18 protein-coding genes are annotated in these 26,658 nt (G+C 70.4%); 8 read left to right on the forward strand and 10 right to left on the reverse strand.

Annotated elements, in window-relative coordinates; all coding sequences use genetic code 11:
* Positions 1-226: 226 nt before the first annotated feature.
* The 4 genes from RAB71_RS16785 to RAB71_RS16800 all read right to left on the reverse strand — a co-directional run bounded on the left by RAB71_RS16785 (position 227) and on the right by RAB71_RS16800 (position 9,830).
* A complete protein-coding gene (locus RAB71_RS16785) occupies positions 227-883 on the reverse strand; it encodes an HAD family phosphatase (RefSeq protein ID WP_050946564.1) in 657 nt (218 codons plus the stop codon).
* 270 nt (positions 884-1,153) lie between these two features.
* Entirely contained in the window at positions 1,154-6,043 is a 4,890-nt protein-coding gene (locus RAB71_RS16790) for an alpha-2-macroglobulin (protein WP_175300593.1), read from the reverse strand.
* A 502-nt stretch (positions 6,044-6,545) separates the two neighbouring features.
* A complete protein-coding gene (locus RAB71_RS16795; protein WP_029562012.1) occupies positions 6,546-7,535 on the reverse strand; it encodes a nucleoside hydrolase in 990 nt (329 codons plus the stop codon).
* A 75-nt stretch (positions 7,536-7,610) separates the two neighbouring features.
* Complete coding sequence (locus RAB71_RS16800; protein WP_010342442.1) at positions 7,611-9,830, reverse strand: TonB-dependent receptor; 2,220 nt, start codon at positions 9,828-9,830, stop codon at positions 7,611-7,613.
* Positions 9,831-10,378: 548 nt separating this feature from the next.
* On the opposite strand from RAB71_RS16800, the gene RAB71_RS16805 reads away from it, so the two are divergent.
* Complete coding sequence (locus RAB71_RS16805; protein WP_234006535.1) at positions 10,379-10,978, forward strand: hypothetical protein; 600 nt, start codon at positions 10,379-10,381, stop codon at positions 10,976-10,978.
* 59 nt (positions 10,979-11,037) lie between these two features.
* On the opposite strand, the gene prpF is transcribed toward RAB71_RS16805, so the two are convergent.
* From prpF to prpB, 6 genes are all read right to left on the reverse strand, one after another.
* Complete coding sequence (gene prpF / locus RAB71_RS16810; RefSeq protein WP_104609539.1) at positions 11,038-12,231, reverse strand: 2-methylaconitate cis-trans isomerase PrpF; 1,194 nt, start codon at positions 12,229-12,231, stop codon at positions 11,038-11,040.
* 37 nt (positions 12,232-12,268) lie between these two features.
* A complete protein-coding gene (locus RAB71_RS16815) occupies positions 12,269-12,736 on the reverse strand; it encodes an SRPBCC family protein (RefSeq protein WP_029562013.1) in 468 nt (155 codons plus the stop codon).
* A gap of 66 nt (positions 12,737-12,802) precedes the next feature.
* Positions 12,803-15,418 (reverse strand): Fe/S-dependent 2-methylisocitrate dehydratase AcnD, encoded by a 2,616-nt coding sequence (acnD, locus tag RAB71_RS16820; RefSeq protein WP_010342448.1) that lies wholly within the window; start codon positions 15,416-15,418, stop codon positions 12,803-12,805.
* 316 nt (positions 15,419-15,734) lie between these two features.
* Positions 15,735-16,898 carry a 2-methylcitrate synthase gene (prpC, locus tag RAB71_RS16825; protein WP_010342449.1) on the reverse strand — a complete coding sequence of 388 codons (1,164 nt, stop codon included), beginning with the start codon at positions 16,896-16,898 and terminating at the stop codon, positions 15,735-15,737.
* Between the two features lie 40 nt (positions 16,899-16,938).
* Positions 16,939-17,547, reverse strand: a complete 609-nt coding sequence (locus tag RAB71_RS16830) for a DUF1003 domain-containing protein (RefSeq protein ID WP_010342450.1) — start codon at positions 17,545-17,547, stop codon at positions 16,939-16,941.
* Between the two features lie 31 nt (positions 17,548-17,578).
* A complete protein-coding gene (gene prpB, locus RAB71_RS16835) occupies positions 17,579-18,466 on the reverse strand; it encodes a methylisocitrate lyase (RefSeq protein WP_010342451.1) in 888 nt (295 codons plus the stop codon).
* A 119-nt stretch (positions 18,467-18,585) separates the two neighbouring features.
* Here prpB and RAB71_RS16840 point away from each other — a divergent pair, with 119 nt between their 5' ends.
* The 7 genes from RAB71_RS16840 to RAB71_RS16870 all read left to right on the forward strand — a co-directional run bounded on the left by RAB71_RS16840 (position 18,586) and on the right by RAB71_RS16870 (position 26,606).
* Positions 18,586-19,827 carry a citrate synthase family protein gene (locus RAB71_RS16840; RefSeq protein WP_104609540.1) on the forward strand — a complete coding sequence of 414 codons (1,242 nt, stop codon included), beginning with the start codon at positions 18,586-18,588 and terminating at the stop codon, positions 19,825-19,827.
* A gap of 53 nt (positions 19,828-19,880) precedes the next feature.
* Positions 19,881-20,222, forward strand: a complete 342-nt coding sequence (locus RAB71_RS16845; protein WP_010342458.1) for a type II toxin-antitoxin system RelE/ParE family toxin — start codon at positions 19,881-19,883, stop codon at positions 20,220-20,222.
* Positions 20,219-20,575, forward strand: a complete 357-nt coding sequence (locus tag RAB71_RS16850; protein WP_010342459.1) for a helix-turn-helix transcriptional regulator — start codon at positions 20,219-20,221, stop codon at positions 20,573-20,575. Before RAB71_RS16845 ends, RAB71_RS16850 begins: the two co-directional genes overlap by 4 nt.
* Positions 20,576-20,733: 158 nt before the next feature.
* Positions 20,734-21,342 (forward strand): transcriptional repressor LexA, encoded by a 609-nt coding sequence (gene lexA, locus RAB71_RS16855; protein WP_010342460.1) that lies wholly within the window; start codon positions 20,734-20,736, stop codon positions 21,340-21,342.
* Positions 21,342-21,962, forward strand: coding sequence for a translesion DNA synthesis-associated protein ImuA (gene imuA / locus RAB71_RS16860; protein WP_010342461.1), 621 nt, complete (start codon positions 21,342-21,344; stop codon positions 21,960-21,962). The genes lexA and imuA overlap by 1 nt, the downstream gene beginning before the upstream one ends.
* A gap of 10 nt (positions 21,963-21,972) precedes the next feature.
* Positions 21,973-23,397, forward strand: coding sequence for a DNA polymerase Y family protein (locus RAB71_RS16865; protein WP_010342462.1), 1,425 nt, complete (start codon positions 21,973-21,975; stop codon positions 23,395-23,397).
* Positions 23,394-26,606 carry an error-prone DNA polymerase gene (locus RAB71_RS16870; protein ID WP_040901676.1) on the forward strand — a complete coding sequence of 1,071 codons (3,213 nt, stop codon included), beginning with the start codon at positions 23,394-23,396 and terminating at the stop codon, positions 26,604-26,606. The genes RAB71_RS16865 and RAB71_RS16870 overlap by 4 nt, the downstream gene beginning before the upstream one ends.
* The last annotated feature ends 52 nt before the right edge of the window (positions 26,607-26,658 follow it).

Genomic DNA, 26,658 nt, shown 5'->3' on the forward strand with positions numbered 1-26,658 from the left:
TAATTAAGTAACTTAAAGTTCGTTATTTAATCCCAGGGATATGACGAAGCGATGGCGGCCATCGGAAAGCCTGGCGACAGCGCCCGCCCGGCGCTGGCAACGGCGTTTCGTACGGCATCGGCGAACGGCCGGCCGCTCTCAGGGGGTGGAGCGGCCCATGGCATCGCTGCCGGCGCAAACGCGCGGGCACCGTGATCGCCAGGGCGCGGCGACGGCGCGGCGCGGATCAGGTCGCTGGCGCGCGCGGCGGCAGCAGGCCCAGTGCGACCAGGTCCTCGCGCAAGGTGACGGCGTCGCGGAACTGCAACGCGTGCATGCCGGTGGCCGCGGCGGCGTGCACGTTGCGCGGCGCGTCGTCGATGAACACCGCCCGCGCCGGGTCGATCGCATAGCGTTCGCAAAGCAGCGCGAAGATCGCCGGGTCCGGTTTGACCAGGCGCTCCTCGCCCGACACCAGCACGCCTTCGAACCACTGCAGGAACGGATAGCGTTCGCGCGCGATCGGGAAGGTCTCGTGCGACCAGTTGGTCAATGCGTACAGCCGCACGCCCTGCCCGCGCAGTTCCTCCAGCACCGCCACCGTGGCGTCCAGCGCCCCGCCCAGCATCTCCGGCCAGCGCGCGTGGTAGGCGGCGATCATCGGCGCATGCGTCGGATGCAGCGCGCTCAGTTCGGCCACCGCCTCCTGCCATGGCCGCCCGGCGTCCTGACGCTCGTTCCACTGCGGGCTGCAGACCTCGCGCAGGAAGGTTTCCATCGCCGCCTCGTCGTCGAACAGGCGGCGATACAGGTGGCGCGGGTTCCAGTCGATCAGGACACCGCCGAGATCGAACACCACGGTGTCCAGGTGGGGGGCGGCAGGCGGAGAGGATGCGGGGGGCATGACAGGCTCCAGGAACGAGAGGGGGACGCAGCGGCGGACCAGGCGTGCGCTGGGTGCGGCGGTCATGGTAGCCGTCCCTTCTGGCTGACAGTGCTGGCCGGCGTCCCTTCGTCTCCGGCCCCTGGGGGGATGGCGGCGTTGCTGGTGGGCGTCCCTGGCGGTCGTACCCTCACCCCCAGCCCCTCTCCCGGGGGGAGGGGAGTCAGGCGGCTTCCCTGGCGGTCGGACCCTCACCCTCGGCCCCTCTCCCGCAGGGAGAGGGGGCTTTCTTCAGGGCTGCACGACGTTGATCGTGCCGGGGTTGCTGCGGCCCACGCCGCGCAGGTCGGGGCGGTACATGTCCTCGACCAGCGACGGCGGCACCGTGTAGGTGCCCGGGGTCACCGCGCGCACCAGGTAGAACACCTGCGCCTTGCTGCCCGCCGACAGGCTCAGCGCGGCCACATAGCGGTCGTCGCGGAACTCCTCGTGCTTGACGTCGGCGGCGTTGGAGCGGTCGCTGATCTCGATGCCGTCCACCACCACGTCGGCCCACTGCTTGGCGTCGCCCAGGTTGAAGTTCTCGATCTCCAGGCCGGCCGGCAGCAGGTCGGTCAGCAGCGCGTCGGGCATGCTGGTGTCGGAGGTGATGGTGACGCGCACGATCAGCGCCTCGCCCTCCTTCAGTGGCTGCGGCGTCCACGGCTTGCCGTCGGTGCCGTAGAAGCTGCGCTCCACCTTCAGCGTGCTGTCGTCGGCCACCGGCGGGGTGCGCGGCACGCCGGCGATTTCCAGGCTGGCGTACAGCGGCGGCTGGCCCTGCGGCACGAAGTGCACGCCGCGCGCGAGCTCGGCCTCGCCGAACTGGCGGCCGAAGGCCTTGACCGGGGCGATCGCCTCGCTGCTGTCGCCGATGCTCAACTGCCCGGACACCTGCGCGGTCTGGCTGTTGAGCAAGGCCTTGCCCATGCGCGCCAGCGCCACCTGCTCCTGCGTGCTCAGCCACAGCCAGCCACCGCGGCGGCGCGCGTCCAGTTCGCGGCCCAGCGCCATCACCCGTGCGTCGTACTCGGGCTTGGCCAGGCCGCGCTCGTGCAGCAGGGCGATCATCAGCGCGTCGTCGCGGACCACGCTGCCGTAGTCGCCGAAGTAGCGCGGCCGGTCGGCGCTGTCCTTGGCGAAACCGGCGGCGATCGCCGCTTCGCCGCGCTTCTTGTCGCCCTGCAGCGACAGCGCCACGCCCAGGTGCACCAGCGACAGGGCGGTCAGCGCCTTGCCGCGGTCGTTGTCGTACAGCGCGCGCAGCGTGCCCAGCGGCGCGCGGTTGACCCGCGCCAGCACGTAGCCGGACCAGGCCTGGTTGGCGAACTTCAGGTTCTCGCGGCGGTCCTGGCCGTAGAAGTTGTTGCCGCCGGACAGCAGGTCCTCGCTGAGCCGGTTCAACGCCTTCTGCAGCACGTTGTCGGGCACCGCGAAGCCGGCGTCCTTGGCGTCGAGCAGGAACTCGGCGATGTACGGGGTCAGCCCCGGATTGACGTAGCCGTCGTCGCCCCACATCGAGAAGTGGCCGCTGGACACCTGCATCGAAGCCAGCCGCCCGAACGCGCCTTCCATGCGCGCGCGGCGCGTGGCCGCATCCAGGCCCTTGACCCCGAGCAGGCGCGCGGTGGCCTCGTCGAGCAGCAGCGCGGCGTAGCCCTTGCTGGTGGTCTGCTCGGCGCAGCCGTAGGGGTATTCCAGCGCGCCCTGCAGGGCGCTGGCGAACGGGATCGGCGGCAAGGCGCTGACCAGCATGCGCGCGGTGACCGAGCCGGCCATCAGGCCTTCGGCATCGCTGGCGCCCAGCGTCACCGGCGCCAACGGGTCGAGCACGCGGGTCTGCGTGCGCAGCACCGACGGCCACGCCGCGCGCACCGGCAGGTCGTAGCGACGGTCGGCGGCATAGCCATTGCCTTCCACCCGCACCCGCACCTTGGCCACCGTGTAGCCCTCCTGCGCCACCAGCGGGAAGCTCAGCGTGGCCTTGCCGTCCTTGCCCAGCTTGGCGCTGCGCGCGTTGTCGGCGATCGCCAGTGGGCCTTCGCCGTCCACCCGCACCTTGAACTCGCCCGGCTGGCCGGTGAAGTTCTGCACGTCCAGGGTCACCGTGCTGCGGTCGCCCGGCGCCATCACCCGCGGCATGCTGGCCTCGGCCACGATCGGCGCGCGCACCAGGGTCTCCACATCGCGGTTGCCGTAGCGCTCGTCCGAATAGACCAGCGCAGACACGCGCAGGGTGCCGTTGAAGTCCGGCACCGGCAACTGCACGCGGGCGTTGCCCTTGGCGTCGAGCTGCACCGGGCCGGAGAACAGGTCCACCGTCTGCACCCGCGCGGTCGGCCGCTTGGCCTGCGGCAAGGCCGCCAGCGCCATGTCGCCGCCGAAGCGCAGCTTGCCGGTGCCGCCCTCGAAGCTCTCGATGACCCGGCCGTAGATGTCGTAGGCGTCCACGCCCAGGCGCCGCTGCGCGAAGAACTGCGCGTTGGCGTCGGGCACCGGGAAGCGGGTGATGTTGAGGATGCCCATGTCCACCGCGGAGATGGTCACGTGCGCCTGCTTGCCGGCCAGTTCCGGCACGCTCACCGTCACCGGCAGCGGCTGCTCCGGGCGCATCTGCTTGGGCGCGACCAGGCCCACCGCCACGCGCCGGGCCTTGCGGTCCATCGGCACGTGGGCCACGCCGACCGCGCGCGCCGGGGTGATCTTGCTCGGCGCCGAGCCGCCGCGGAACACCAGGGCGGTGACATAGACGTCGTGGCGCTCCCAGTCCTTGGTCACCGGGATCTCGAAGCTGCTGCCCGGCTTCACGTCGATGTCCTGCACGTACAGCATGCGGTCGCTCTCGACCATCAGCAGGCCGGGGCCGGCATGCGGCGGGGTCAGGGTGACCTTGAGCGTGTCGCCGGCCTTGTAGCCGGTCTTGTCCAGCGCCAGCTTGACCTTGTCCGGGCGCGCGTCGAGGCCGCGGTTGTCGTCGTTCCAGCTCCAGCCCGCGTGGAACGGATAGCGCGTGGTCAGACCGGTGGCCGGGTCGAACACGTCCACCCGGTACTCGCCCCACTCCACCGGGAAATCGAACTTGGCGGCGCTGGCGCCGGCATCGACGGTGAGCGTCTGCTTGTTCTCGAAGCGACGGGTGAAGTCGTAGTCCCAGCGGTTGTCGGTGAACGCCCAGTGGTAGTCGCGCAGCTCGCGCACCAGGGTCACCTTCAGGCCCTTGGCCGGCTGCGGCTTGCCCTGTGCATCCACCCGCATCAGTTCGAAGCGCGCGTTGGCGTTGGCGTCGGCACCGTCCTTGTCGTCGAACAGCGGGTGCACGCCGACCAGCGCCGGCGCTGGCCACAGCACGCGCTTGAGCGTGCGGGTGACGGTGCGGCCGCCGGTCTCGTACACGCTGGCCGAGACCAGCGCGGCGATGGTGCTGGTCGGCTTGGCCTCGTCGGGCAGCGCCAGGTCCTCGCTGAGCTTGCCGTCGGCGCCGAACTCGGTATCGACCACGTCCTTGGCCTCGCGCGGCAACTGCAGGGTCGGGTCGCCGAAGAAGTAGCCCGGCAGCGCCTCCACCGGATGCTGCTCGACCGCCACCGCCAGCTTGGCGGTGAAACGGTTGCCCGCGGCAGGCGCGCCGTACAGGTAGGCGGCAGTGGCCTGCAGCTTGAACGGCTCGCCCGGCTTAAGCGTCTTCTGCGCGCTGTCCAGGTCCAGCTTCATGCGCTCGGGCAGGAATTCCTCGATGCGCAGGGTCATGCCCTGCACCGCTTCCTTGCTGGTCGGGTCGGTGCGGAACTCCACCTGCCAGCGCCCGGTCGGCGCATCGGCGGGGATCAACTGCTCGAAGCTGAAATAGCCCTGCTCGCCCGGCTGCAGCCGGGTCTCGCGGAAGATCTTGCCGTCGGGCTGCTTGAGCCGCAGGAACACCGGCTGCGCCCCCTTGCCGGTGGTCGGCACCGGTTTGCCGTCGTTGTCGCGCAGCAGCGCCGACACCCGCACGGTCTCGCCGGGGCGGTACAGGTCGCGGCCGGACCAGGCGAACACGTCGAACCAGGCGTTCTCGCGCCCGGCCACGGCGAACTCGCTCAGGTCCAGCGCCGGCTGGTTGAACGGCAGCATCGACAGGTCGGTGCCGCTGCGCGCCACCAGCACCTGGCCGGCGTCGAGCGTGTAGTTCAGCAGCGCATTGCCGTTATCGTCGGTCTGGCCCTTCAGGAACAGCTCGCCGTCGGCGTTGAGCACGCGCAGTTCCACCTTCTTCAGCGGCTCGCCGCTCTGCAGCGAGGCGGTGTGCACGAACAGCTTGTCCTTGTAGGCGCGCGCGTGCAGGCCGATGTCGCTGACAGTGAAGAAGGCGGTGTCGTACTCGTTGTCGAACTTGCCGGGGCGACGCAGCACCGCGAAGTACAGGCCCGGCGCCTGCAGTTCCTTGATCTCCTGGATCGGCAGGTAGGTCAGCGCGCGCTCGTTCTTGTCGCCACCGAGCACGAAGCGGTTGGTATAGACCGAGTCGGCCAGTTGCGAGATCGGGGTGTGGTCGCCGTAGTCGCTGTCCAGCTCCCAGGTGCCGCGGCGGCCGCCGCGCTGGTACTGGGCGAAGAACGCCGGCAGCGCGCTGTCCTTGACCCGCATGAACTCCACGTCCACTTCCGGCACGTTGAGCGAGACCACCGGCAGGCCGCGGCTCTCGCGCGCCGGCAGCACGCTGCCCTGCGAGGCGAAGCCGACCGCCGGGGTCAGTTCGCCGGTGTAGACCTTCTGCTTGAGCGGCTTGCCCAGGCGGCTGCCGTCGGCGGCCAGCAGGTCGGCCGAGATCACCACGGTGTAGTCCTTGGCCGCTTCCACGTAGGGATAGCGCAGGGTCTTGCCGTCGTCGGACAGCGACCAGGCGCTCTCGTCGGTGCCGACCTTCTCCTCGAAGCGCAGCAGCTTGTCGAAATCCTGGGTGCCGACCAGCGGCCGCGAGAACTCCAGCGCCAGCGACAGCCCGTCGCCCTTCTGGTCGGGATAGGCGCGGACCAGGCCGAAGCCCTTCATCGCTTCCTTCTGCCCCTTCACCGGCTCGCCGCTGGCTTCGGGCAACTGCCCGGATTCGTTGCGCTTGCAGCCGCCCAGCGCCAGCGCCAAGCCCAGCAGCAAGAACGTCCCCATCAACCCCGCGCGCAGGCCCGCCCAGCGCCGCTTCGAATCCGTGTGCATGCGTTCGCTCCGTGAATGTGGCGCGAGTATAAAGCGCCGGCGCGACGGTCAGGAGGGGCGACGGTGCACCATCCGTCGGCGTGTGTGCGGCAGGCCGCCGTCGGCGCGGAAGCACGTCCCGCAACCACGCCACCGATCGCCATGGAGCCTCCGTAGGAGCGGCTTCAGCCGCGACGGGCTTTACCGGGAACGCGGGTCGCGGCTGAAGCCGCGCCTACCCCTGAGTAGTCATGGGCTCTCGCCTTGAGGCCAGGTTGGAGGACTTCGGCCCCACCGCGACGGCACTGGGTGCGCCGATGGCGCCACTCGTCGGGACTGAAGTCCCTCCCACATGAGGCTTGCGCCGCGGGTGCCTTCGGCATGGGCCATCGGATTGACTCCCCTGTGGGAGGGACTTCAGTCCCGACTGCAGAGCAACGAAGCAGCCAACTGCCTCGCTCATCGCGACGACACGTCAGCGCAGCAACCGCCGCATGTACAGCGCGATCAGCCGCGGCCGGTCCAGCGCCAGGCAGACCTGCGCGTTGGCCGCAGCCCCCGGCGCGTCCGCCGTCGGCGTCTCGCGGGTATAGCCCTTGTCGTCGACCACGATGCGCAACGGCACGGTGGGGCACAGGCCCGGGTCGAGCAACTGCGCCACCGGCACCACGTCGAACAGGGTCGGGGTGGCGCTGGCCCAGGGCTGGTCGGTGTCGCGCCACTGGTAGTAGAGCTGCGCCAGTGCGTCGGTCAGCGGCTCGCCATGGGCGAACAGCGCCACCCGCTCCGGCTCCTCCAGGGTCACCTGGGTGGCGTCCAGCGGCAGCATCACGATCGGCACGCCGGCGCCGAACACGCGCTGCGCGGCGGGGATGTCGGCGGCGATGTTGTATTCGGCCGCCGGCGGACTCGGTGGGCGGTAGCGCGACTTGCCGTAGCCCACGCGTACCGAACCACCCATCAGCACCACCTGCTTGAGCTGCGCGAAACCGGCCGGGTCGCGCTGCTGCGCGCGCGCCGCGTCGGTCAGCGGGCCGAGCACCAGCAGGGTGACCTGGCCGGGATAGCGCCGCGCCTGCGCCAGGATGAAAGCGGCCGCATCCGGCGCCTTGCGCGGCAGCGTCCCCTTCGCCGCCCAGCGCGCCTGGCTGAAGGGAATCGTGCTGTCGGTGCGCTGGCCGATCGCCAGCGGGATGTCGCTGCGCCCGGCCTGCTGCAGCAGCCGCTGCAGCAGTTGCGCGCGCAGGCCGGTGTCGCCCCAGGCCGAGGCGATGCCCAGCACCTGCAACTCCGGGCTGCGCAACAGCAGCGCCAGCGCGAACGCATCGTCGATGTCGTCGCCGACATCGGTGGACACCACCACCTTCTGCACCGGCGCGCTCGTCGTTGGCGCTGACGCCGCCACCGCATCGGCCGCCCAGGTCGCCGCGATCAGCAGCGCCGACGCCGCCCATTGCTTCAGCACGCGCATGCGCGTCTCCCAAAAAAGAACCGCCGGCATGATAGCCGGCGGTCGGTGTTGCAACGGCGGGGCCGCGGATCAGAAGTTGGCGCGGAACTGCGCGCCGACGATGCGCGGATCGTTGATGAAGCCGGTGAGGTTGTTGAAGTCGATCGCACCGGTGGCGCGGATCTGGTTGGTGCAGTTGCGGCAGAACACCGAGACCTCGTACGCGCCGGCGCCCCAGTTGTAGCCGATCTTGGCACCGCCCTCGAGCAGCGGCTGGCCGACGAACTCGCGCGAGTCGTACAGGAAGAAGTTGATCTCGCTGCGGTAGGACCAGTCGGTGAAGAAGAAGAACTCGGCGTCGTCGCCGACCGGGATGCCGTAGCGCAGGGTCGCGTTGCCCATCCACTTGGCCGCCTGCGGCAGCACGTTGCCGTCGATCAGCGCGCGGCCGGAGGCATTGATCGGATCGGTCACGGTGCAGGTGCGGCACACGCCCACCGACAGGGTCGGGTCCTCGATGCGGGTCCAGTTGTAGGCGCCGCCCAGGGTCATGCGCAGGTTCTGGGTCAGCAGCGCTTCGAAGTCGAACTCGGCGCCGCGCGCCTTGGAGGCCTTGGCGTTGAGCAGGCGCACGTCGTTGGAGGCGCCGCCGACCGCGGTCAACTGCTGGTTCTTCACCTTGAAGTCGTAGACGTCGAAGCTCAGGCGCGCACGCTTGTCGAACAGGTCGGACTTGATGCCGATCTCGTAGGAGTCCACGGTCTCCGGCGCGGCCACGGTCAGCGGCGCGGTGGCCGACGGCACGCCGAAGCTGGCGCCGCGGAAACCGCGGGCAGCGCGCCCGTAGACGTTGACGTTGTCGTTGATGGTGTAGGTGGCGCTGAGGTCGCCGGTGACCTTGGAATTGTCGGTGCTGCCGCTGGAGGGCTGCTGCAGGGTCACGCGGTCCAGCGCGAGCACGTCGAAGGTCTTCTTGTCGTAGGTGTAGCGGATGCCGGCGCGCAGGTTCAGGCGCTCGGTGGCCGCGTAGTTCAGCGAACCGAACGCCGCCCACGAGGTGTTGCGCTGGCGGGTCAGCTGGTAGCTGGCCAGGGTGCCGCCGGCCAGGGTGTTGTAGGTGTAGTTCTCGCCTTCCACCGAATCGTTGAAGTAGTACAGGCCGGCCTGCCAGTTCAGCGGCCCGGCGTACTGCGACTCGGCGCGCAGCTCCTGCGAATACTGGTCCAGGTTCTTGATGCCGCCGGCGGTCTCCACCGGGAACGGGATCACCCCGGGGCCGGACGGCGGCGCGAACACCGCGCCGTAGCCGCCGTCGATGTCGCCGCGGCTGTAGTACTTGCCGATGCCCTCGTAGCCGGTGATCGAGTGCAGCACGATGTCGCCCAGGTCCCAGGTCAGGTTGGCGCTGCCGCCGTAGGTCTGCAGTTCCTGGGTGTTCTTGCCGTCGATGGACACCTTGTCCGGGTCGAAGCCGGCGACCAGCTGGTTGGTGCCCGGCTGGAAGATGTTGGCGCGGAACAGCCGCGCGGTGCCGTCGAGGTGGCGCGCGTGCGCGTTGAACAGCGCGCTGAAGTCCTCGCCCGGCTGGAACAGCACCTGCAGGCGCACCGCCGAGTCCATGTAGCCTTCGAAGGAGCGGTTGTCGACGGTGTTGTCGACCCAGTCGCCGCGGCGCTGGCCCAGCGCCGACAGGCGCGCGGCCCACTTGTCGCCCATCGCCACGCTCAGGCCGGTTTCCATGGTCATGGTGCCGTAGGTGCCGTAGGACAGGCTGGCATAGCCGTCGTTGGCGCCGATGGTCGGCTTGACCGAGTTGAACTTGACCACGCCGGCGGGGGTGTTGCGGCCGAACAGCGTGCCCTGCGGGCCGCGCAGCACTTCCAGGCTCTGCAGGTCGAAGATCGGGAAGCCCTTCAGGAACGCGTTCTCGGCGACCACATCGTCATAGATCAGCGACACCGGCTGCGAGGCGTAGGTGTTGAAGTCGGTGTTGCCGTAGCCGCGGATGTAGAAGCGCGGGAACACGCGGCCGTTGGACGACTCGACGTTGAGGCTGGGCGCCTTGCCGGCCAGCACGCGCACGTCCGAGCCGCTGGTGGCGATGGCGTCCAGGTATTCCGGGCGCAGCACGCTGGCCGACACCGGCACGTCCTTGGAGTCCTCGGCACGGCGCTCGGCGGTGACCTTGATCGTGTCCAGACGGGCGACCCCGTCGGTGCTGTCCGCCTGCTGGGCGGCGGCGGGGAACGAAAGCGCGGAAACGACGGCAACGGCAAGCGCACTGGCGCGCAGCGACCAACTGGCAGACATGGGAACTCCGGGATGGGTGGACGTGATCGGGAGCGCGCCGAGTCCTTGCCGCGCCGCAGCATAATTAACACAAAATATACATCCTGTGGCGGCCGGCGTCATCTGCTGGGGTGGGGATTTGGGATTGGGGAGTCGGGATTGGCAAAAGCGGGGCTGGCGGCGGCGGCTCGCCTGCCGGCCCCGGCCGGCTTCCCTTCTCGGATGGCCGCAGCCGCTTTTGGTCGCGTCGGGACTGAATTCCCTCCCACAAGGACAGGCACAGCGCGCGGTCGCCGGTGGCCGTGGCCGTGACGCTGGCGGCAGAGCACGGAACCGCAGAGATGCCCTGTGGGAGGGACTTCAGTCCCGACGCGCGAGGCCCTCAGGCTCCAGACCGCTTTGGCGCACCGGTGGCAGCAACATGCCGCGACGACGCTCGATCCATGGCACACCGCTCTTCCAAGCGACCACGCCAAACCGCACGTCCTGCGCCCGCGGCCGGAACGCCAGCAGCGCAAAAGTCCATCCCGCTGCCGCAAGCCCACCCAGGCCGCACGAAATCGCATCGCATGCCGCGCGCCGCTTCACACAGCGACCGCTGCCGACGTCTGAAGAGCGCGCATCCGCGCTGCCCTGGAGAGACCCCGATGTTCACACCCCGATCCCTGTCCCTCGTCGCCGTGCTCTGCGCGACGCTGCTCACCTGTTCCGCCCAGGCCAAGACCTGCACCACGGTCGACAACATCGTGGCCAGCACCGCGTCGGACACCGCCAATCGCGACGCTGGCGGCATTGGCGGGCATGTCGGCCTGCACATGCAGAACGCCACGACGCCGCTGCCGCCCAGCGGCGCGCAGAGTCAGCTCGGGAAATCGGCGTTCGCCGACTGGACGACGTTCCAGGGCGCCTTCAGCAAGTGGGCAGCCGCCACGACCGGCAAGCACGTCGACTGCGGCACCAGTGGCGGCCCGAAGGACATCGTCGATGCGGCCAGTGTCGGCATCACCGCGGGATGGGCCTGCACCTCCGCGGACGGGGACGGCATCTGCACCAACTGGCGCAAGTTCAAGCCGGTCAAGGTCTGCTTCTGGTACGCCAACTCGAAGGCCACGAGCGGCAAGTGGCTGCTCAACACGGCCTACCCGTCGCTCAACGCGGACTGCAGTTGAGCGGTCCCATCAGCGTTGGCGGTGCCGTGCGGAGCTGTGCCTGCGCACGGCCTGCCGGCTCAGCCCGCCGGCGTCTCCGGCACCCGCACCCAGCCTTCCATCAGCACGCGCGCGCTGCGGCTCATCAAGGCCTTGGTGACGGTCCACTGGCCGTCCACCTGGCGCGCCTCGGCGCCGACCCGCAAGGTGCCGGAGGGATGGCCGAAGCGCACCGCCGTGCGTTCGCCGCCGCCGGCGGCGCGGTTGACCAGGGTGCCGGGGATCGCCGCGGCGGTGCCGATCGCCACCGCCGCGGTGCCCATCATCGCGTGGTGCAGCTTGCCCATCGACATCGCCCGCACCAGCAGGTCGATGTCGGCAGCCGCCACCGGCTTGCCGCTGGAGGCGATGTAGTCGGCCGGCGGCGCGACGAAGGCGACCTTGGGCGTGTGCTGGCGGGTCGCTGCGTCTTCCAGCGTGGCGATCAGGCCCATGCGCAGCGCGCCGTACGCGCGGATGGTTTCGAAGCGTTGCAGCGCCTGCACATCGCCGTTGATCGCGTCCTGCAGTTCGGTGCCCTGGTAACCCAGCGCCTGCGCATCGAGGAAGATGGTGGGAATGCCGGCGTTGATCAGGGTCGCCTGGAAGCTGCCGACGCCGGGCACCTCCAGCGTGTCGACCAGGTGGCCGGTGGGGAACATGGCGCCGCCGGCGCCGTCCTCGTCGGCGGCCGGGTCGAGGAATTCCAGCGCGATCTCCGCCGCCGGGAAGGTCACCCCGTCCAGCTCGAAATCGCCGGTCTCCTGCACCGCGCCGTCGGTCATCGGCACCTGCGCGACGATGGTCTTGCCGATGTTGGCCTGCCAGATCCGTACCGTGGCCACGCCATCGCGCGGAATCCGCGCCGGATCGACCAACCCGGCGGCGATCGCGAACGGCCCCACCGCCGCCGACAGGTTGCCGCAGTTGCCGCTCCAGTCCACGAAGGCGCGCTCGATCGCCACCTGGCCGAACAGATAGTCCACGTCGTGGTCCGGGCGCGTGCTCGGCGCCACGATCACGGTCTTGCTGGTGCTGGAGGTGGCCCCGCCCATGCCGTCGATCTGCTTGGCGTAGGGATCGGGGCTGCCGATCACCCGCTGCAGCAGCGCATCGCGCGCCGGGCCCGACGTCTGCGCCGCCGCGGGCAGATCCTGCAGGCGAAAGAACACGCCCTTGGAGGTGCCGCCGCGCATGTAGGTGGCGGGGATGCGGAGTTGCGGAGCGTGGGCCATGGCGGTTCCGGGTGCGTACGAAAGAAGAGACGGCGGATCAGGGCGAATCGGGAATCTCGGGTTCGACCAGTTGCGTCAGCAGGGTCAGCGACTCCTGCCAGCCGAGGTGGCAGAACTCCACCGGGATCTGCGGCGGGATGCCTTCCTGCACGATCTCCAACGCGGTACCGCAGGCCACCGGTCGCAGCCGCACGGTCACGATCATCTCGCCGGGCAGGTCCGGGTTGTCGAAGCGGTCGGTGTGGCGGATCAGCTGGCCGGGCACCAGTTCCAGGTAGGTGCCGCCGAAGGAACTGCTGGTGCCGGTGCCGAGGTTGGTGAAACTCATCCGGAAGCTGCCGCCCACCCGCGCGTCCAGCGCGTGCACGGTGGCGACGAAGCCATGCGGCGGCAGCCATTTGGCCAACGCCGCCGGCTCCAGGAAGGCGCGGTAGACGCGCTCGGCCGGCGCGCGCAGCACGCGATGCAGGTGGACTGTCCCGGTGGTGGCGGCGGACGTGGTCATGGCGGTCTCCTCGGCGGTGGCGGGCGCGCCCAGCATGGCACGCGCCCGATGACAGCGGCAGCCGGCTCAGGCGCTGCGGGCGTCCTCGAGGAAATCCTGGGCGAAGCGCTGCAGCACGCCGCCGGCCTCGTAGATGGACACTTCCTCGTTGCTGTCCAGCCGGCACAGCACCGGCACCTCCACCGCGGCGCCGTCCCTGCGCACGATACGCAGGGTCAGCGTGGCGCCCGGGGTGCGCGCGCCGACCACGTCGAAGGTCTCGCTGCCGTCGATGCCCAGGGTCGTGCGCGTGGTGCCCGGCAGGAACTGCAGCGGCAGCACGCCCATGCCGATCAGGTTGGTGCGGTGGATGCGCTCGAAGCCCTCGGCCACGATCGCCTCGACCCCGGCCAGGCGCACGCCCTTGGCCGCCCAGTCGCGCGAGGAGCCCTGGCCGTAGTCGGCGCCGGCGATCACGATCAGCGGCTGCTTGCGCGCCATGTAGGTTTCGATCGCCTCCCACATGCGCAGCACCTGCCCGTCCGGCTCCAGCCGGGTCAGCGAGCCCTGCTTCACCTTGCCGTCGACCACCGCCATTTCGTTGATCAGCTTCGGGTTGGCGAAAGTGGCGCGCTGCGCGGTGAGGTGGTCGCCGCGATGGGTGGCGTAGGAGTTGAAGTCCTCCTCCGGCACGCCCATGTGCGCCAGGTATTCGCCGGCGGCGCTGTCGGCCAGGATCGCGTTGGACGGCGACAGGTGGTCGGTGGTGATGTTGTCGCCGAGCACCGCCAGCGCGCGCATGCCGCGCAGCGTGCGTTCGCCGGCCAGCGCGCCTTCCCAGTACGGCGGGCGACGGATGTAGGTGCTGCGCGGGCGCCAGGCGTACAGCGGCGCCACCGGCGCGCCCTGCTCCACGCGCACGTTGAACATCGGCGCATAGACGCGGCGGAACTGCTCCGGCTTCACCGCGGCACGCACCGCCGCATCGATCTCGGCGTCGCTGGGCCAGATGTCCTTCAGCCGCACCTCGCGGCCGTCGGCGTCGGTGCCCAGCACGTCCTTCTCGATGTCGAAGCGCACCGTGCCGGCGATGGCGTAGGCGATCACCAGCGGCGGCGAGGCCAGGAACGCCTGCTTGGCGTAGGGATGGATGCGCCCGTCGAAGTTGCGGTTGCCCGACAGCACCGCGGTGGCGTACAGGTCGCGCTCCACGATCTCCTGCTGGATGCGCGGATCCAGCGCGCCGCTCATGCCGTTGCAGGTGGTGCAGGCGAAGGCGACGATGCCGAAGCCCAAAGCCTCCAGGTCCGGCAGCAGGCCGGCCTCTTCCAGGTACAGCTGCACCGCCTTGGAGCCCGGCGCCAACGAGGTCTTCACCCACGGCTTGCGGACCAGGCCGCGCGCGCGCGCATTGCGCGCCAGCAGGCCGGCGGCGATGACGTTGCGCGGGTTGGAGGTGTTGGTGCAACTGGTGATGGCGGCGATGATCACCGCGCCGTCGGGCATGCGCCCCTGCGCCTGCTCGGCCTGGCCGGCGGCCAGCTTGCTGGCGTCGGCGATGCCGCGCGCGGCCAGCTCGGTGGTCGCCACGCGCTTGTGCGGATTGCTGGGGCCGGCCATGTTGCGCACGACCTGCGACAGGTCGAAGCGCAGCACGCGCTCGTACTGCGCGGTGGCCAGCGCATCGGCCCACAGCCCGGTGGTGCGCGCGTACTGCTCCACCAGCGCCACCTGCGTTTCCTCGCGCCCGGTCAGGCGCAGGTAGTCCAGGGTCTGCTGGTCGATGTAGAACATCGCCGCGGTGGCGCCGTATTCCGGGCACATGTTGGAGATGGTGGCGCGGTCGCCGATGGTCAGCGCGGCGGCGCCTTCGCCGAAGAACTCCAGGTACGCGCCGACCACGCGCTCCTGGCGCAGGAACTCGGTCAGCGCCAGCACCACGTCGGTGGCGGTGATGCCGGGCTGCGGCCGGCCGCTCAGTTCGACGCCGACGATGTCCGGCAGGCGCATCCACGAGGCGCGGCCGAGCATCACGCTCTCCGCTTCCAGCCCGCCGACGCCGATCGCGATCACGCCCAGCGCGTCCACGTGCGGCGTGTGGCTGTCGGTGCCCACGCAGGTATCGGGGAACGCGACGCCGTCGTGCACGTAGATCACAGGCGACATCTTCTCCAGATTGATCTGGTGCATGATGCCGTTGCCCGGCGGGATCACGTCCACGTTGCGGAACGCGCGCTTGCTCCAATCGATGAAGTGGAAGCGATCCTCGTTGCGGCGATCCTCGATCGCGCGGTTCTTGGCGAAGGCCTGCGGATCGTCGCCGCCGCACTCCACCGCCAGCGAGTGATCGACGATCAACTGCACCGGCACCACCGGATTGACCTTGGCCGGGTCGCCGCCCTGCTCGGCGATGGCGTCGCGCAGTCCCGCCAGGTCGACCAGCGCGGTCTGGCCGAGGATGTCGTGGCACACCACCCGCGCCGGAAACCACGGGAAATCCAGGTCGCGGCGGCGCTCGATCAACTGCAGCAAGGCCTCGTGCAGCAGGTCCGGATCGCAGCGGCGCACCAGGTTCTCGGCGAACACGCGCGACACATAGGGCAGGCCGGCATAGGCGCCCGGGCTGATCGCATCGACTGCGGCACGCGCGTCGAAGTAGTCCAGCGCGGTGCCGGGCAGGGATTTACGGTAGTGGCTGTTCATGGCTGGCTACAGTAGAAAAAAAGCGAAGACAGGACCCCTTCTCCCTTCGGGAGAAGGTGCCCCGAAGGGGCGGATGAGGGTACGGGCGAAGCCTGGTGCAACCCGATTCCTCATGAGGGGCGGATGAGGGTACGAGCGAAGCCTGGTGCACTCAGTCTCCTCATGAGGGCGGATGAGGGTACGGGCGAAGCCTGGTGCAACCCGATTCCTCATGAGGGCGGATGAGGTTACGAGCGAAGCTCAATGCAACCCAACACCACGAGGCTGCGCCCGTACCCTCACCCCCCGACCCCTCTCCCGACGGGAGAGGGGAGGATCAGCGGCGCTGATCGATCGGTACGAACGCCTGATCCTCCGGCCCCACGTAGTGCGCGCTGGGGCGGATGATCTTGCCGTCGATACGCTGCTCGATGATGTGCGCGCTCCAGCCGGCGGTGCGGGCGATCACGAACAGCGGGGTGAACATCGCCGTCGGCACGCCCATCATGTGGTAGCTGACCGCGCTGAACCAGTCCAGGTTCGGGAACATCTTCTTGATGTCCCACATCACCGTCTCCAGCCGCTCGGCGATGTCGTACATCTTGCGGCTGCCCTGCGCTTCGGACAGCTCGCGCGCCACGTCCTTGATGACCTGGTTGCGCGGATCGGACACCGTGTACACCGGGTGGCCAAAGCCGATGATCACTTCCTTGCGCTCGACCCGCGCGCGGATGTCGGCCTCGGCCTCGTCCGGGGTGTCGTAGCGCTTCTGCACCTCGAAGGCGACCTCGTTGGCGCCGCCGTGCTTGGGCCCGCGCAGCGCGCCGATGCCGCCGGCGATGGCGCTGTACATGTCACTGCCGGTGCCGGCGATGACCCGGCAGGCGAAGGTGGAAGCGTTGAATTCGTGCTCGGCGTACAGGATCAGGCTGGTGTGCATCGCCTGCACCCATTCCTCGTGCGGCTTGAAGCCGTGCAGCAGGCGCAGGAAATGCCCGCCGATCGAGTCGTCGTCGGTCTCCACCTCGATGCGCCGGCCGTTGTGGCTGTAGTGGTACCAGTACAGCAGCATCGAGCCGAGGCTGGCCATCAGCTTGTCGGCGATGTCGCGCGCGCCGGGATGGTTGTGGTCGTCCTTCTCCGGCTGCACGCAGCCCAGCACCGACACGCCGGTGCGCATCACGTCCATCGGATGTGCCGACGGCGGCAACTGCTCCAGCGCGGCCTTGACCGCGGCCGGGATGCCGCGCAGCGAGCGCAGCTTGGCCTTGTAGCCGCGCAGCTCGCTGTTGCTGGGCAGCTTGCCGTGCACCAGCAGGTAGGCGATCTCCTCGAACTGGCTGGTGCGGGCCAGGTCCAGGATGTCGTAGCCGCGGTAGTGCAGGTCGTTGCCGCTGCGACCCACCGTGCACAGCGCGGTGTTGCCGGCGGCGGTGCCGGACAGGGCCACCGATTTCTTCGGCTTGAAGGCGGGGGCGGTCTGCGGAGCGGTGTCGTTCATGGCGAATCTCCCGGTGTTGCGGTCGGATGAGTGCGGTGGATCAGGGGGCCTGCGGTGGCGGCGGCGGCGTGACGCCAGCGCGCTCGAGCAGTTGCTGCAGCATGAGGATCTGGCGGTTCTGCAATTCCACCAGCGTCGCCCAGTCCTGCTCGCGCAGTTGGTTGAGCTTCTCGTGCACCTGCAGGATCTCCAGCTCGGCCTTGATGTTCACTTCGTAGTCGTTCTGCGCATGCAGGCGGTCCACCGCCGCCTGGCGGTTCTGGCTCATCATGATCACCGGCGCCTGGATCGCCGCCAGGCACGACAGGCACAGGTTGAGCAGGATGTAGGGATACGGATCGAAGGCGTGCGCCAGCACCAGGCTGTTGAGCACGATCCAGCCCAGCAGCACCACGCAGAAGCCGATGATGAACGTCCAGCTGCCGCCGATCGCGGCGACGCGGTCGGCCACGCGCTCGCCCAGCGAGCGGTCGCGGTCGGCCTGCGTGACGATGTCGCGGGCCACGTGGCGCTTGGCGATGAAGCGCTCCACCACCTCGCGCTCAGCCTCGGACAGCTTGTCCAGTTCGGTCTGCAGCAGGTGCCGCGCGGTCTGGCGGCGATCGATGCGGCTGCGCAGGAACGAGGCAGCGCTGGCGTGGGTATTCATGGGCAGGCTCGGGCAGGAAAATCGCCGCCGATCATGCGCCCTTGCCGGCGAACAGCGCATCCAGGCGCTGCTCGAAGGCGTGGTAGCCGATGCGCTCGTACAGTTCCTCGCGGGTCTGCATGCGTTCCAGCACTCCCTGCTGGTGACCGTCGCGGCGGATCGCGGTGTACACGTCCTCGGCGGCCTTGTTGGCGGCGCGGAACGCCGACAGCGGGAACAACTGGATCGCCACGCCGGCCGATGCCAGTTCGTCGCGGGTGAACAGCGGGGTCTTGCCGAACTCGGTGATGTTGGCCAGCACCGGCACCTTCACCGCGTCGACGAAACGGCGGTAGGTGTCCAGGTCGTACGCGGCCTCGGCGAAGATGCCGTCGGCGCCGGCCTCCACGCAGGCGATGGCGCGCTCGATCGCCGCGTCCACGCCCTCGGTCTGGATCGCGTCGGTGCGCGCGATCAGGAAGAAATCCGGATCGGTCTTGGCATCGGCCGCGGCCTTGACCCGGTCCACCATCTCGCCCTGGCTGACGATCTCCTTGCCCGGGCGGTGACCGCAGCGCTTGGCGCCGACCTGGTCCTCGATGTGGCAGGCGGCCGCGCCGGCCTTGATCAGCGCCTTGATGGTGCGTTCGATGTTGAACGCACTCGGCCCGAAGCCGGTGTCGATGTCCACCAGCAGCGGCAGCGGGCACACGTCGGTGATGCGACGCACATCGATCAGCACGTCCTCCAGGGTGTTGATGCCCAGGTCGGGCAGGCCCAGCGAGCCGGCGGCGACGCCACCGCCGGACAGGTAGATGGCCTTGTAGCCGGCACGCTGCGCCAGCAGCGCATGATTGGCGTTGATCGCACCGATCACCTGCAACGGCGCTTCGGCGGCCAGGGCGGCGCGGAAACCGGCGCCGGGGGAAACGAGGGACATGGGCGGCTCCTGACGAAGAGGCGGCGGCGCCCCGCCGGGCGTTCCGCGATGGGCGCCAATCTGGCACTCTCGCCGGCACGGATCAATCTTGATTCAATGAATCAACCTATCGTCTCTTCATGTCCGACAGCCCTGACCGCAACCTGATCTCTGCCGCGCAGGCCTGCGCCTTGCTCGGCATCAGCAGCGCCACCCTGTATGCCTACGTCAGCCGCGGCCTGCTCAGCTCGCGCGCCGGCGCCGACCACCGCAGCCGTGCCTACCTGCGCACCGAAGTGGAGCGGCTGGCGCAGCGCAAGCGCGCCGGCCGCGGCGCCGCGCGCGGTGCCGCGCAGAGCCTGGACCGCGGCCTGCCGGTGCTGGAGACGCGGATCTCGCTGATCCGCCCCGACGGCCCCTACTACCGCGGGCGTTCGGCGGTGGCCATGGTCCGCGCCGGCGCCAGCCTGGAGGACGTCGCGCGGCTGCTGTGGGACTGCCCGGACGGCGAAGACCCGTTCGCCAGCGCGCCGGTTGCGCCGTGGCCGGCGGTGCTGGCGCCGCTGGCCGGGCATGCCGCGCTGCCGCCGCTGGAACGCGCCATGGCCTGCATCCCGCTGCTGGCCCTGGAGCTGCGCCAATCGCTCAACGCCGCCCCCGGCGTGCGCCGCGAGATCGCCGCCACCCTGCTGCGGCAGAACGCCGCGCTACTGGTCGGCACCGCGCCGGACGCACGCCCACTGCATCGCCTGATCGCCGACCACTGGCGTCCCGGCGATGCCGACTTCGCCGAACTGGTGCGCGCCGCGCTGCTGCTGTGCGCCGACCACGAGCTCAACGTCTCCGCCTTCGCCGCCCGCGTGGTCGCCTCCACTGGCGCGCCGCTGCACGCCACGGTCAGCGCCGGCCTGGCCGCACTGTCCGGCCCGCGCCACGGCGGCGCCACCGCCCGCGCCCACGCCCTGCTGCGCGACGCCCAGGACGCGCCCAGCGCCGCCGCCCTGATCGCCGAACGCTGGCAGCGCGGCGACGACCTGCCCGGCTTCCACCACGCCCTGTATCCCGACGGCGACCCGCGCGCGGCCGAAGTGCTGCGCCTGCTGCGCGAACGCAGCGCCGGCAGCGCGCGCATGCAGCACGTGGACGCGGTGATCGCCGCCGCCCAGGACTGCAGCGGCCAGCGCCCGAACATCGACTGCCTGCTGGCCGCACTCTGCTTCGTCCACGACCTGCCGGCAGCGCACGCCCTGGTGCTGTTCGCCGCCGCCCGCCAGGCCGGCTGGCTGGCCCACGCCCTGGAGCAACAGGCGCTGGGCAAGCTGATCCGGCCACGCGCCCGCTACACCGGGGCGATGCCGGAGGATGGCGCTGCGCGCGGCTGAAAGGGCGGCGAACGCACCTTGCGCATGCACCAAAATTGGTACACCATGCCACCATGGAGACCACACTGGACGTGCGCTTCTACCGTGCCGCATCGGGCGTCGAGCCGGTGCGGGTCTGGCTTAGGGAAGACGTCTCCGCCGATGCCAGGCGCGCCATCGGCGGCGACATCAAGACGGTGCAGTTGGGATGGCCGCTGGGCATGCCCTTGGTGCGCAAGCTGGACCAGCGCCTGTGGGAAGTGCGCAGTGCGATTCCCGAAGGCATTGCGCGGATTTTTTTCACCACCGTTGGATCGGACATGGTGCTGCTGCACGGCATCGTCAAGAAGTCGGGCAAGACCCCGAGCGCCGATCTCGCCACCGCCAAACGCCGCAGAGACAAGGTGATGCGATGAGCCGCAATCCCCATATCGGGTCCAGCTTCGACAGTTTCCTGGACGAGGAAGGCATCCTCGAAGACACCGCCGCGCTCGCCGCCAAGCGCGTGATCGCCTGGCAGGTCGCCGAAGCGATGAAGTCCGCCAAGCTCACCAAGAGTGCACTGGCCCGGCGCATGAACACCAGCCGCTCGCAACTGGACCGCGTGCTGGACGCCACCGACACCAGCCTCACCCTGGATACGCTGAGCCGCGCCGCCACGGCGCTGGGCTGCCGGATCCAGATCGACCTGGTCGCCGCGCAATCGGGCAGGTCAGTCGGCAAACCGCCAACGGCGAAGGCCAAGACTTCGGCCGGCATCGGCACCTGAGCGCAGTCGTCAGCGCAGTCGTCACTCTTCCGACGCCTCGCTTGGACGCGCCGGGCTGACCGGGGACTGCGCCGACGACTCAGAGCGGGAGTGGCGTCCAAACCCGTTCAGCGCCCCCATCTCGCCAAGGTCGCGTCCTCGGTGTACAAATGTACACCATGACCACCCTGTCCCCGCAGCGCGCCGCCATCCTCGCCTACGTCCACGCCTGCGCCGAGCAGGACGGGCGGCCGCCGAGCCTGGCCGAGATCGCCGAACGCTTCGGCTTCGCCTCGCGCAATGCCGCGCGCAAGCACGTGCAGGCGCTGGTCGAGGCCGGGCTGCTGGCGCAGGTGCCGCAGCAGGCGCGCAGCCTGCGCCCGGCGCAGGCCGGCACGCGTAGCGAACTGCTGCAGTTGCCGGTGCTGGGCCGGGTCGCCGCCGGCGCGCCGATCGGCGCCGACATCGGCCTGGACCAGCAGTTGCGCCTGGACCGCGCGGTGTTCGCGCTGCGCCCGGACTACCTGCTGCGGGTGCAGGGCGATTCGATGATCGACGACGGCATCCTCGACGGCGACCTGGTCGGGGTGCGCCGCGCCGCCGATGCGCGCAACGGCCAGATCGTGGTGGCGCGGCTGGACGGCGAACTCACCATCAAGCGCTACCGCGCCGAGGGCGACGGCATCGCGCTGCTGCCGCGCAATCCCGCCTATGCGCCCATCGTGGTCGCTCCCGGGCAGGATTTCGCCATCGAAGGGCATTACTGCGGCCTGATCCGGCCGGGCTGATGGCCGCCGTCGTCGCCCTCGACCGCCTGCTGGCCGAGCGCCGGGTCTGGCGCGGCCAGCCGACGGCGCTGCCGCCCAGCGCCCAGCCCACCGGGCACGCCGCGCTGGACGCGGTGTTGCCCGCGCGCGGCTGGCCGGAGATGGCGCTGACCGAACTGCTGCACGCTGCAGACGGCATCGGCGAGCTGCAGTTGCTGTGGCCGACGCTGGCGCGGCTGTCGCAGGGCGGCGGCCGCATCGTGCTGGTCGATCCGCCGTACCTGCCCTACCCCGCCGCCTGGGCCCAGGCCGGGGTGGCGCTGGCGCAGGTGCAGATCGTCCGTGCCGGTGCGGATGCGGCCTGGGCCGCCGAGCAGTGCCTGCGCGCCGGCAGTTGCGCGGCGGTGCTGTGCTGGCCGGGGCTGGCCGCCGACAAGACCCTGCGCCGGCTGCAGGTGGCCGCCGAGACCGGGCGCACCTTGGGCTTCGCCTACCGGCCGCTGAAGGCCGCCGCCAATCCGTCGCCGGCCGCGCTGCGCATCGCCCTCGACGCCGCGCCGGCGCAGCTGCGCGTGCTCAAGTGCCGCGGCGGGCTGCCGCCGACGCAGCCGATCGCGCTGTCCGCCCTGGCGACCGGGTGAGGCCGCTGCCGTGCGCTGGGCCTGCATCCTGTTGCCGCAACTGGCGCTGGACACCGTCCTGCGCCGCTGGCCGACGCCGGACGAACCGCTGGCGTTGCTCGACGGCCCGCCGCAGCGGCGCACGCTGAAGGCGGTCAACGCCGCCGCGCGCGCCCGCGGCCTGCGCCCCGGGCAATCGCTGGTTACCGCACAGGCGCTGTGCGACCGCTTCGCCACCGCCCTGCACGATGCCGAAGAAAGCCGCCGCAGCCAGCAGTTCCTCGCGGCGTGGGCGTACCGCTTCAGTTCGCTGGTCAGCACCGACTACCCCGGCGCGCTGCTGCTGGAGATCGAAGCCAGCCTCGGCCTGTTCGGGCCGTGGCCGCGTTTCGAGGCGCGACTGCGCGAGGAACTGACCGCGCTGGGCTTCCGCCACCGCATCGTGGTCGCGCCGCATCCGCTGGCCGCGCGCGCGCTGGTCAACGCGCACGACGGCATCGCCCTGCTCGACAACGCCGCGCTGCAGCGCGCGCTGGGGCAGTTGCCGATCGCCCGCGCCGGGCTGTCGCCGGCCCTGGCCGAGGGCTTCGCGCGGATGGGCCTGCGCCGCCTGCAGCAGGTGTTCGCGCTGCCGCGCACCGGGCTGGCGCGGCGCTATCCACCGGCCCTGCTGCAGCACCTGGACGCGTTGCGCGGGCAGGCGCCGCTGCCGCTGCAGTACTACCTGCCGCCGGATCGCTTCGATGCGCGCGTGGAACTGGGCTATGCCACCGAATCCAACCAGGCGCTGCTGTTCCCGCTGCGCCGGCTGACCCAGGACCTGGCCGCGTTCCTGGCCGGGCGCGACGGTGGCGTGCAGCGCTTCCGCCTGCTGCTGGAACACGAGGACCTGGAGCCCAGCGTGGTGCCGGTGGGCCTGCTCGCCGCCGAGCGCGATGCGGCGATGCTGTTCGAACTGGCGCGCGGGCGCCTGCAGCAGGCCAGTGTGCCGGCGCCGGTGCAGGCGCTGCGCCTGTGCGCCGACGAACTGCCGCCGTTCGTGCCGGCCGCGCGCGAACTGTTCGACGAGCGCGCGCAGCAGGCGCTGCCGTGGGAGCAACTGCGCGAACGCCTGCGTGCGCGCCTGGGCGACGACGCCGTGCATGGCCTGCGCGCGCACGCCGACCACCGCCCGGAACTGGCCTGGCGCGCCGAGTCCACGCCGGCGCGCAGCACGGCCACGCCCGCCGCCAACGCGCCACCACGGCCCGGCTGGCTGCTGGCGCGGCCAGTGCCGCTGCGCGAACGCGCGCCCGAACGCCTGGCCGGGCCGGAACGCATCGAGAGCGGCTGGTGGGATGATGGCGACGTGCGTCGCGACTACTACGTCGTGCGCACCCGCCAGGGCCAGCGCGCCTGGGCCTTCGCCCCGGCCGACGCGCCGGACGCACTGATGCTGCACGGCTGGTTCGCATGAGCCACACACCGCCGCATCCACGCATGCCGCCGCGCCTGCGGCTGCTGCCGACGCCGGCGCCTGCGCAAACCAGCGCGCCCGCCGCCAACGCGCCGCGCACGCCAACGGACCCCACGCTACCGGACTACGCCGAGCTGCATTGCCTGTCCAACTTCAGCTTCCAGCGCGGCGCCTCGCACCCCTGGGAACTGTGCGAACGCGCGCTGCGCCACGGCTACCGCGCCCTGGCAATCACCGACGAATGCAGCCTGGCCGGCATCGTGCGCGCCTGGCAGGCGGCGCGGGACATGGGCCTGCACCTCATCGTCGGCAGCGAGATCCAGTTCGAGCACGGCCCCAAGCTGGTGCTGCTGGCCGAGACCCTGCACGGCTACCAGCGGCTGTGCCGGCTGATCACGCTGGCGCGGCGCCGCGCCGACAAGGGCAGCTACCGCGCGCTGCGCGAGGATCTGGCCAGCGCGGACGACGGCTCGGGCCTGCTGTGCCTGTGGCTGCCGCGCGGCGACGGCAACGACGCCGCGGACGGCGCCTGGCTGCAAGCACGTTTTCCGCAGCGGCTCTGGCTGGCAGTGGAACTGCTGCGCGGCCCCGACGATGCCGCGCTGCTGCAGGCGCGCCTGCAGTTGGCGCATGCGCTGCAGCTACCGGCCGTGGCCAGCGGCGACGTGCACATGCACGCACGCGGCCGTCGCGCCCTGCAGGACACCTTGACCGCGATCCGTCATCGCCTGCCGCTGCACGAAGCCGGCGCCTACCTGTACCCCAACGGCGAACGCCACCTGCGCGCGCGCGCGACACTGGCGACGCTGTATCCGCCGGCGCTGCTGGCCGAAACGGTGCGCATCGCGCAACGCTGTGAATTCCACCTTGGCCAACTGCAATACGAATACCCGCACGAACTGGTGCCGCCCGGGCACACGCCCACGCAATGGCTGCGCATCCTCACCGAACGCGGCGTGGCCAAGCGCTGGCCGCACGGCGTGCCGGACAAGGCGCGGCGCCTGATCGAACACGAACTCGGCGTGATCGAGCGGCTGCAGTACGAATCCTACTTCCTCACCGTCTACGACCTGGTGCGCTTCGCGCGCTCAAAGGACATCCTGTGCCAGGGCCGCGGCTCGGCGGCGAACTCGGCGGTGTGCTACGCGCTGGGCATCACCGCGATCGATCCGGACCGCATCGGCATGCTGTTCGAACGCTTCATTTCCGAAGAGCGCAAGGAGCGGCCGGACATCGACATCGATTTCGAGCACGACCGCCGCGAGGAAGTGATCCAGTACATCTTCAGCCACTACGGCCGCGAGCGCGCCGCACTGGCCGCAGTGGCGATCAGCTACCACACGCGCAGCGCGGTGCGCGACGTGGCGCGCGCACTGGGCCTGCCCAGCGACACCGTCGACGCGCTGTCGTCCGCACTGGGCCAGCGCGACCCGGTGGAGTCGGCGCAGGAGCTGCTGCGCGAACGCGGCTTCGACCCGGACACGCCGGTGATGCGCCGGCTGCTGGTGCTCGCCAGCCAATTGATCGGCTTCCCGCGGCACCTGTCGCAGCATCCCGGCGGCTTCGTCATCTCCGAGCATGCGCTGCACACCCTGGTGCCGGTGGAGAACGCGACCATGGCCGAGCGCACGGTGATCCAGTGGGACAAGGACGACCTGGAACTGGTCGGACTGATGAAGGTGGACGTGCTCGCGCTGGGCATGCTCAGCGCGCTGCGGCGCACCCTGGACCTGCTGCGCGCGCACCGCGGCCGCGACTACACGCTCGCCAGCATTCCTGCCGAAGATCCGCAGACCTACGCGATGATCCAGCGCGCCGACACCATCGGCGTGTTCCAGATCGAATCGCGCGCGCAGATGGCGATGCTGCCGCGACTGCAGCCGAAAGAGTTCTACGACCTGGTCATCCAAGTGGCGATCGTGCGCCCCGGCCCGATCCAGGGCGGCATGGTGCATCCGTACCTGCGCCGGCGCAGCGGCGAGGAAGCCACCGACGATCTGCCAGACGAGTTGCGCGAGGTCTTCAAACGCACGCTCGGCGTACCGCTGTTCCAGGAACAGGTGATGCAACTCGCGGTGGTCGCCGCCGGCTACACGCCGGGCCAGGCCGATCAGTTGCGCCGTTCGATGGCGGCCTGGAAACGCCACGGCGGACTGGAACCGCATCGCGACAAGTTGCTGCAGGGCATGCTGGAGCGCGGCTACAGCGCCGAATTCGCCGCACGCATCTTCGAGCAGATCAAGGGCTTCGGCAGCTATGGCTTTCCCGAAAGCCACGCCGCCAGTTTCGCCCTGCTCACCTACGCCAGTTGCTGGCTCAAGTGCCACGAGCCGGCGGCATTCACCTGCGCGCTGATCAACAGTTGGCCGATGGGCTTCTACAGTCCCGACCAGTTGCTGCAGGACGCGCGCCGCCACGGCCTGCAGGTGCGGCCGGTGGACGTGCGCTACAGCGACTGGGACTGCAGCCTGGAAGCGCATAGTCCCGCCCCGCAGGTGCAGCCGGCGATCCGCCTGGGCCTGCGCCTGGTCCGCGGCCTGGCCGAGGACGCCGCGCTGCGCCTGCAGCAGGCGCGCGCGCAGGCGCCGTTCCACGACCTCGCCGACCTGTGTCACCGCGCTGCACTCGACGACAAGGCCCGCGCCGCGCTCGCCGACGCCGGCGCGTTGAAAGCCCTGGCCGGCCATCGCCATCGCGCACGCTGGGCCGTGGCCGGCGTCGAGGCGCAGCGCCCACTGTTCGAAGCGCTGTCGGCCACGCCCGAGCAGCAGGTCGCGCTGCCGCTGCCCAGCCAGGGCGAAGACATCCGCGCCGACTACGCGACGCTCGGCACCACCCTGGGCAAGCACCCGCTGACCCTGCTGCGCGCGCAGCTGCGCGCGCGCCGCTACCGCCATTCCGGCGAACTCCGCGCGCTGCCGCATGCCAGCACCGTCGCCATCGCCGGCCTGGTGACCATGCGCCAGCGCCCGCAGACCGCCAGCGGCGTCACCTTCGTCACCCTCGAGGACGAGCACGGCCTGGTCAACGTGGTTGTGTGGCGGCGTCTGGCCGAATGCCAGCGCCAGGCCCTGCTCGAATCCCGGCTGCTACTGGTACGCGGCCGCGTCGAAACCGAAGGCAAGGTCCGCCACCTGATCGCCGGCCATCTCGAAGACCTGACGCCCATGCTGCTCGGCCTGGACATCCGCAGCCGGGATTTTCATTGAGGCGGCGCCGCGGCGGCGCGCGGATGGACGCGATGCCTGCGCACGTGCAGCT

Origin of the sequence: Xanthomonas sacchari, from assembly GCF_040529065.1 — a bacterium.
In the GTDB taxonomy this organism is placed as follows: Bacteria; Pseudomonadota; Gammaproteobacteria; order Xanthomonadales; family Xanthomonadaceae; genus Xanthomonas_A; species Xanthomonas_A sacchari.

What these genes read in the sequence shown, in the direction of transcription:
- RAB71_RS16785 (WP_050946564.1), bottom strand. Translation starts at nt 883, where the DNA reads ATGCCCCCCGCATCCTCTCCGCCTGCCGCCCCCCACCTGGACACCGTG.
- RAB71_RS16790 (WP_175300593.1), bottom strand. Translation starts at nt 6,043, where the DNA reads ATGGGGACGTTCTTGCTGCTGGGCTTGGCGCTGGCGCTGGGCGGCTGC.
- RAB71_RS16800 (WP_010342442.1), bottom strand. Translation starts at nt 9,830, where the DNA reads ATGTCTGCCAGTTGGTCGCTGCGCGCCAGTGCGCTTGCCGTTGCCGTC.
- RAB71_RS16845 (WP_010342458.1), top strand. Translation starts at nt 19,881, where the DNA reads ATGGAGACCACACTGGACGTGCGCTTCTACCGTGCCGCATCGGGCGTC.
- acnD (WP_010342448.1), bottom strand. Translation starts at nt 15,418, where the DNA reads ATGAACAGCCACTACCGTAAATCCCTGCCCGGCACCGCGCTGGACTAC.
- prpB (WP_010342451.1), bottom strand. Translation starts at nt 18,466, where the DNA reads ATGTCCCTCGTTTCCCCCGGCGCCGGTTTCCGCGCCGCCCTGGCCGCC.
- lexA (WP_010342460.1), top strand. Translation starts at nt 20,734, where the DNA reads ATGACCACCCTGTCCCCGCAGCGCGCCGCCATCCTCGCCTACGTCCAC.
- prpC (WP_010342449.1), bottom strand. Translation starts at nt 16,898, where the DNA reads ATGAACGACACCGCTCCGCAGACCGCCCCCGCCTTCAAGCCGAAGAAA.
- RAB71_RS16870 (WP_040901676.1), top strand. Translation starts at nt 23,394, where the DNA reads ATGAGCCACACACCGCCGCATCCACGCATGCCGCCGCGCCTGCGGCTG.
- imuA (WP_010342461.1), top strand. Translation starts at nt 21,342, where the DNA reads ATGGCCGCCGTCGTCGCCCTCGACCGCCTGCTGGCCGAGCGCCGGGTC.
- RAB71_RS16840 (WP_104609540.1), top strand. Translation starts at nt 18,586, where the DNA reads ATGTCCGACAGCCCTGACCGCAACCTGATCTCTGCCGCGCAGGCCTGC.
- RAB71_RS16815 (WP_029562013.1), bottom strand. Translation starts at nt 12,736, where the DNA reads ATGACCACGTCCGCCGCCACCACCGGGACAGTCCACCTGCATCGCGTG.
- prpF (WP_104609539.1), bottom strand. Translation starts at nt 12,231, where the DNA reads ATGGCCCACGCTCCGCAACTCCGCATCCCCGCCACCTACATGCGCGGC.
- RAB71_RS16850 (WP_010342459.1), top strand. Translation starts at nt 20,219, where the DNA reads ATGAGCCGCAATCCCCATATCGGGTCCAGCTTCGACAGTTTCCTGGAC.
- RAB71_RS16830 (WP_010342450.1), bottom strand. Translation starts at nt 17,547, where the DNA reads ATGAATACCCACGCCAGCGCTGCCTCGTTCCTGCGCAGCCGCATCGAT.
- RAB71_RS16805 (WP_234006535.1), top strand. Translation starts at nt 10,379, where the DNA reads ATGCCGCGCGCCGCTTCACACAGCGACCGCTGCCGACGTCTGAAGAGC.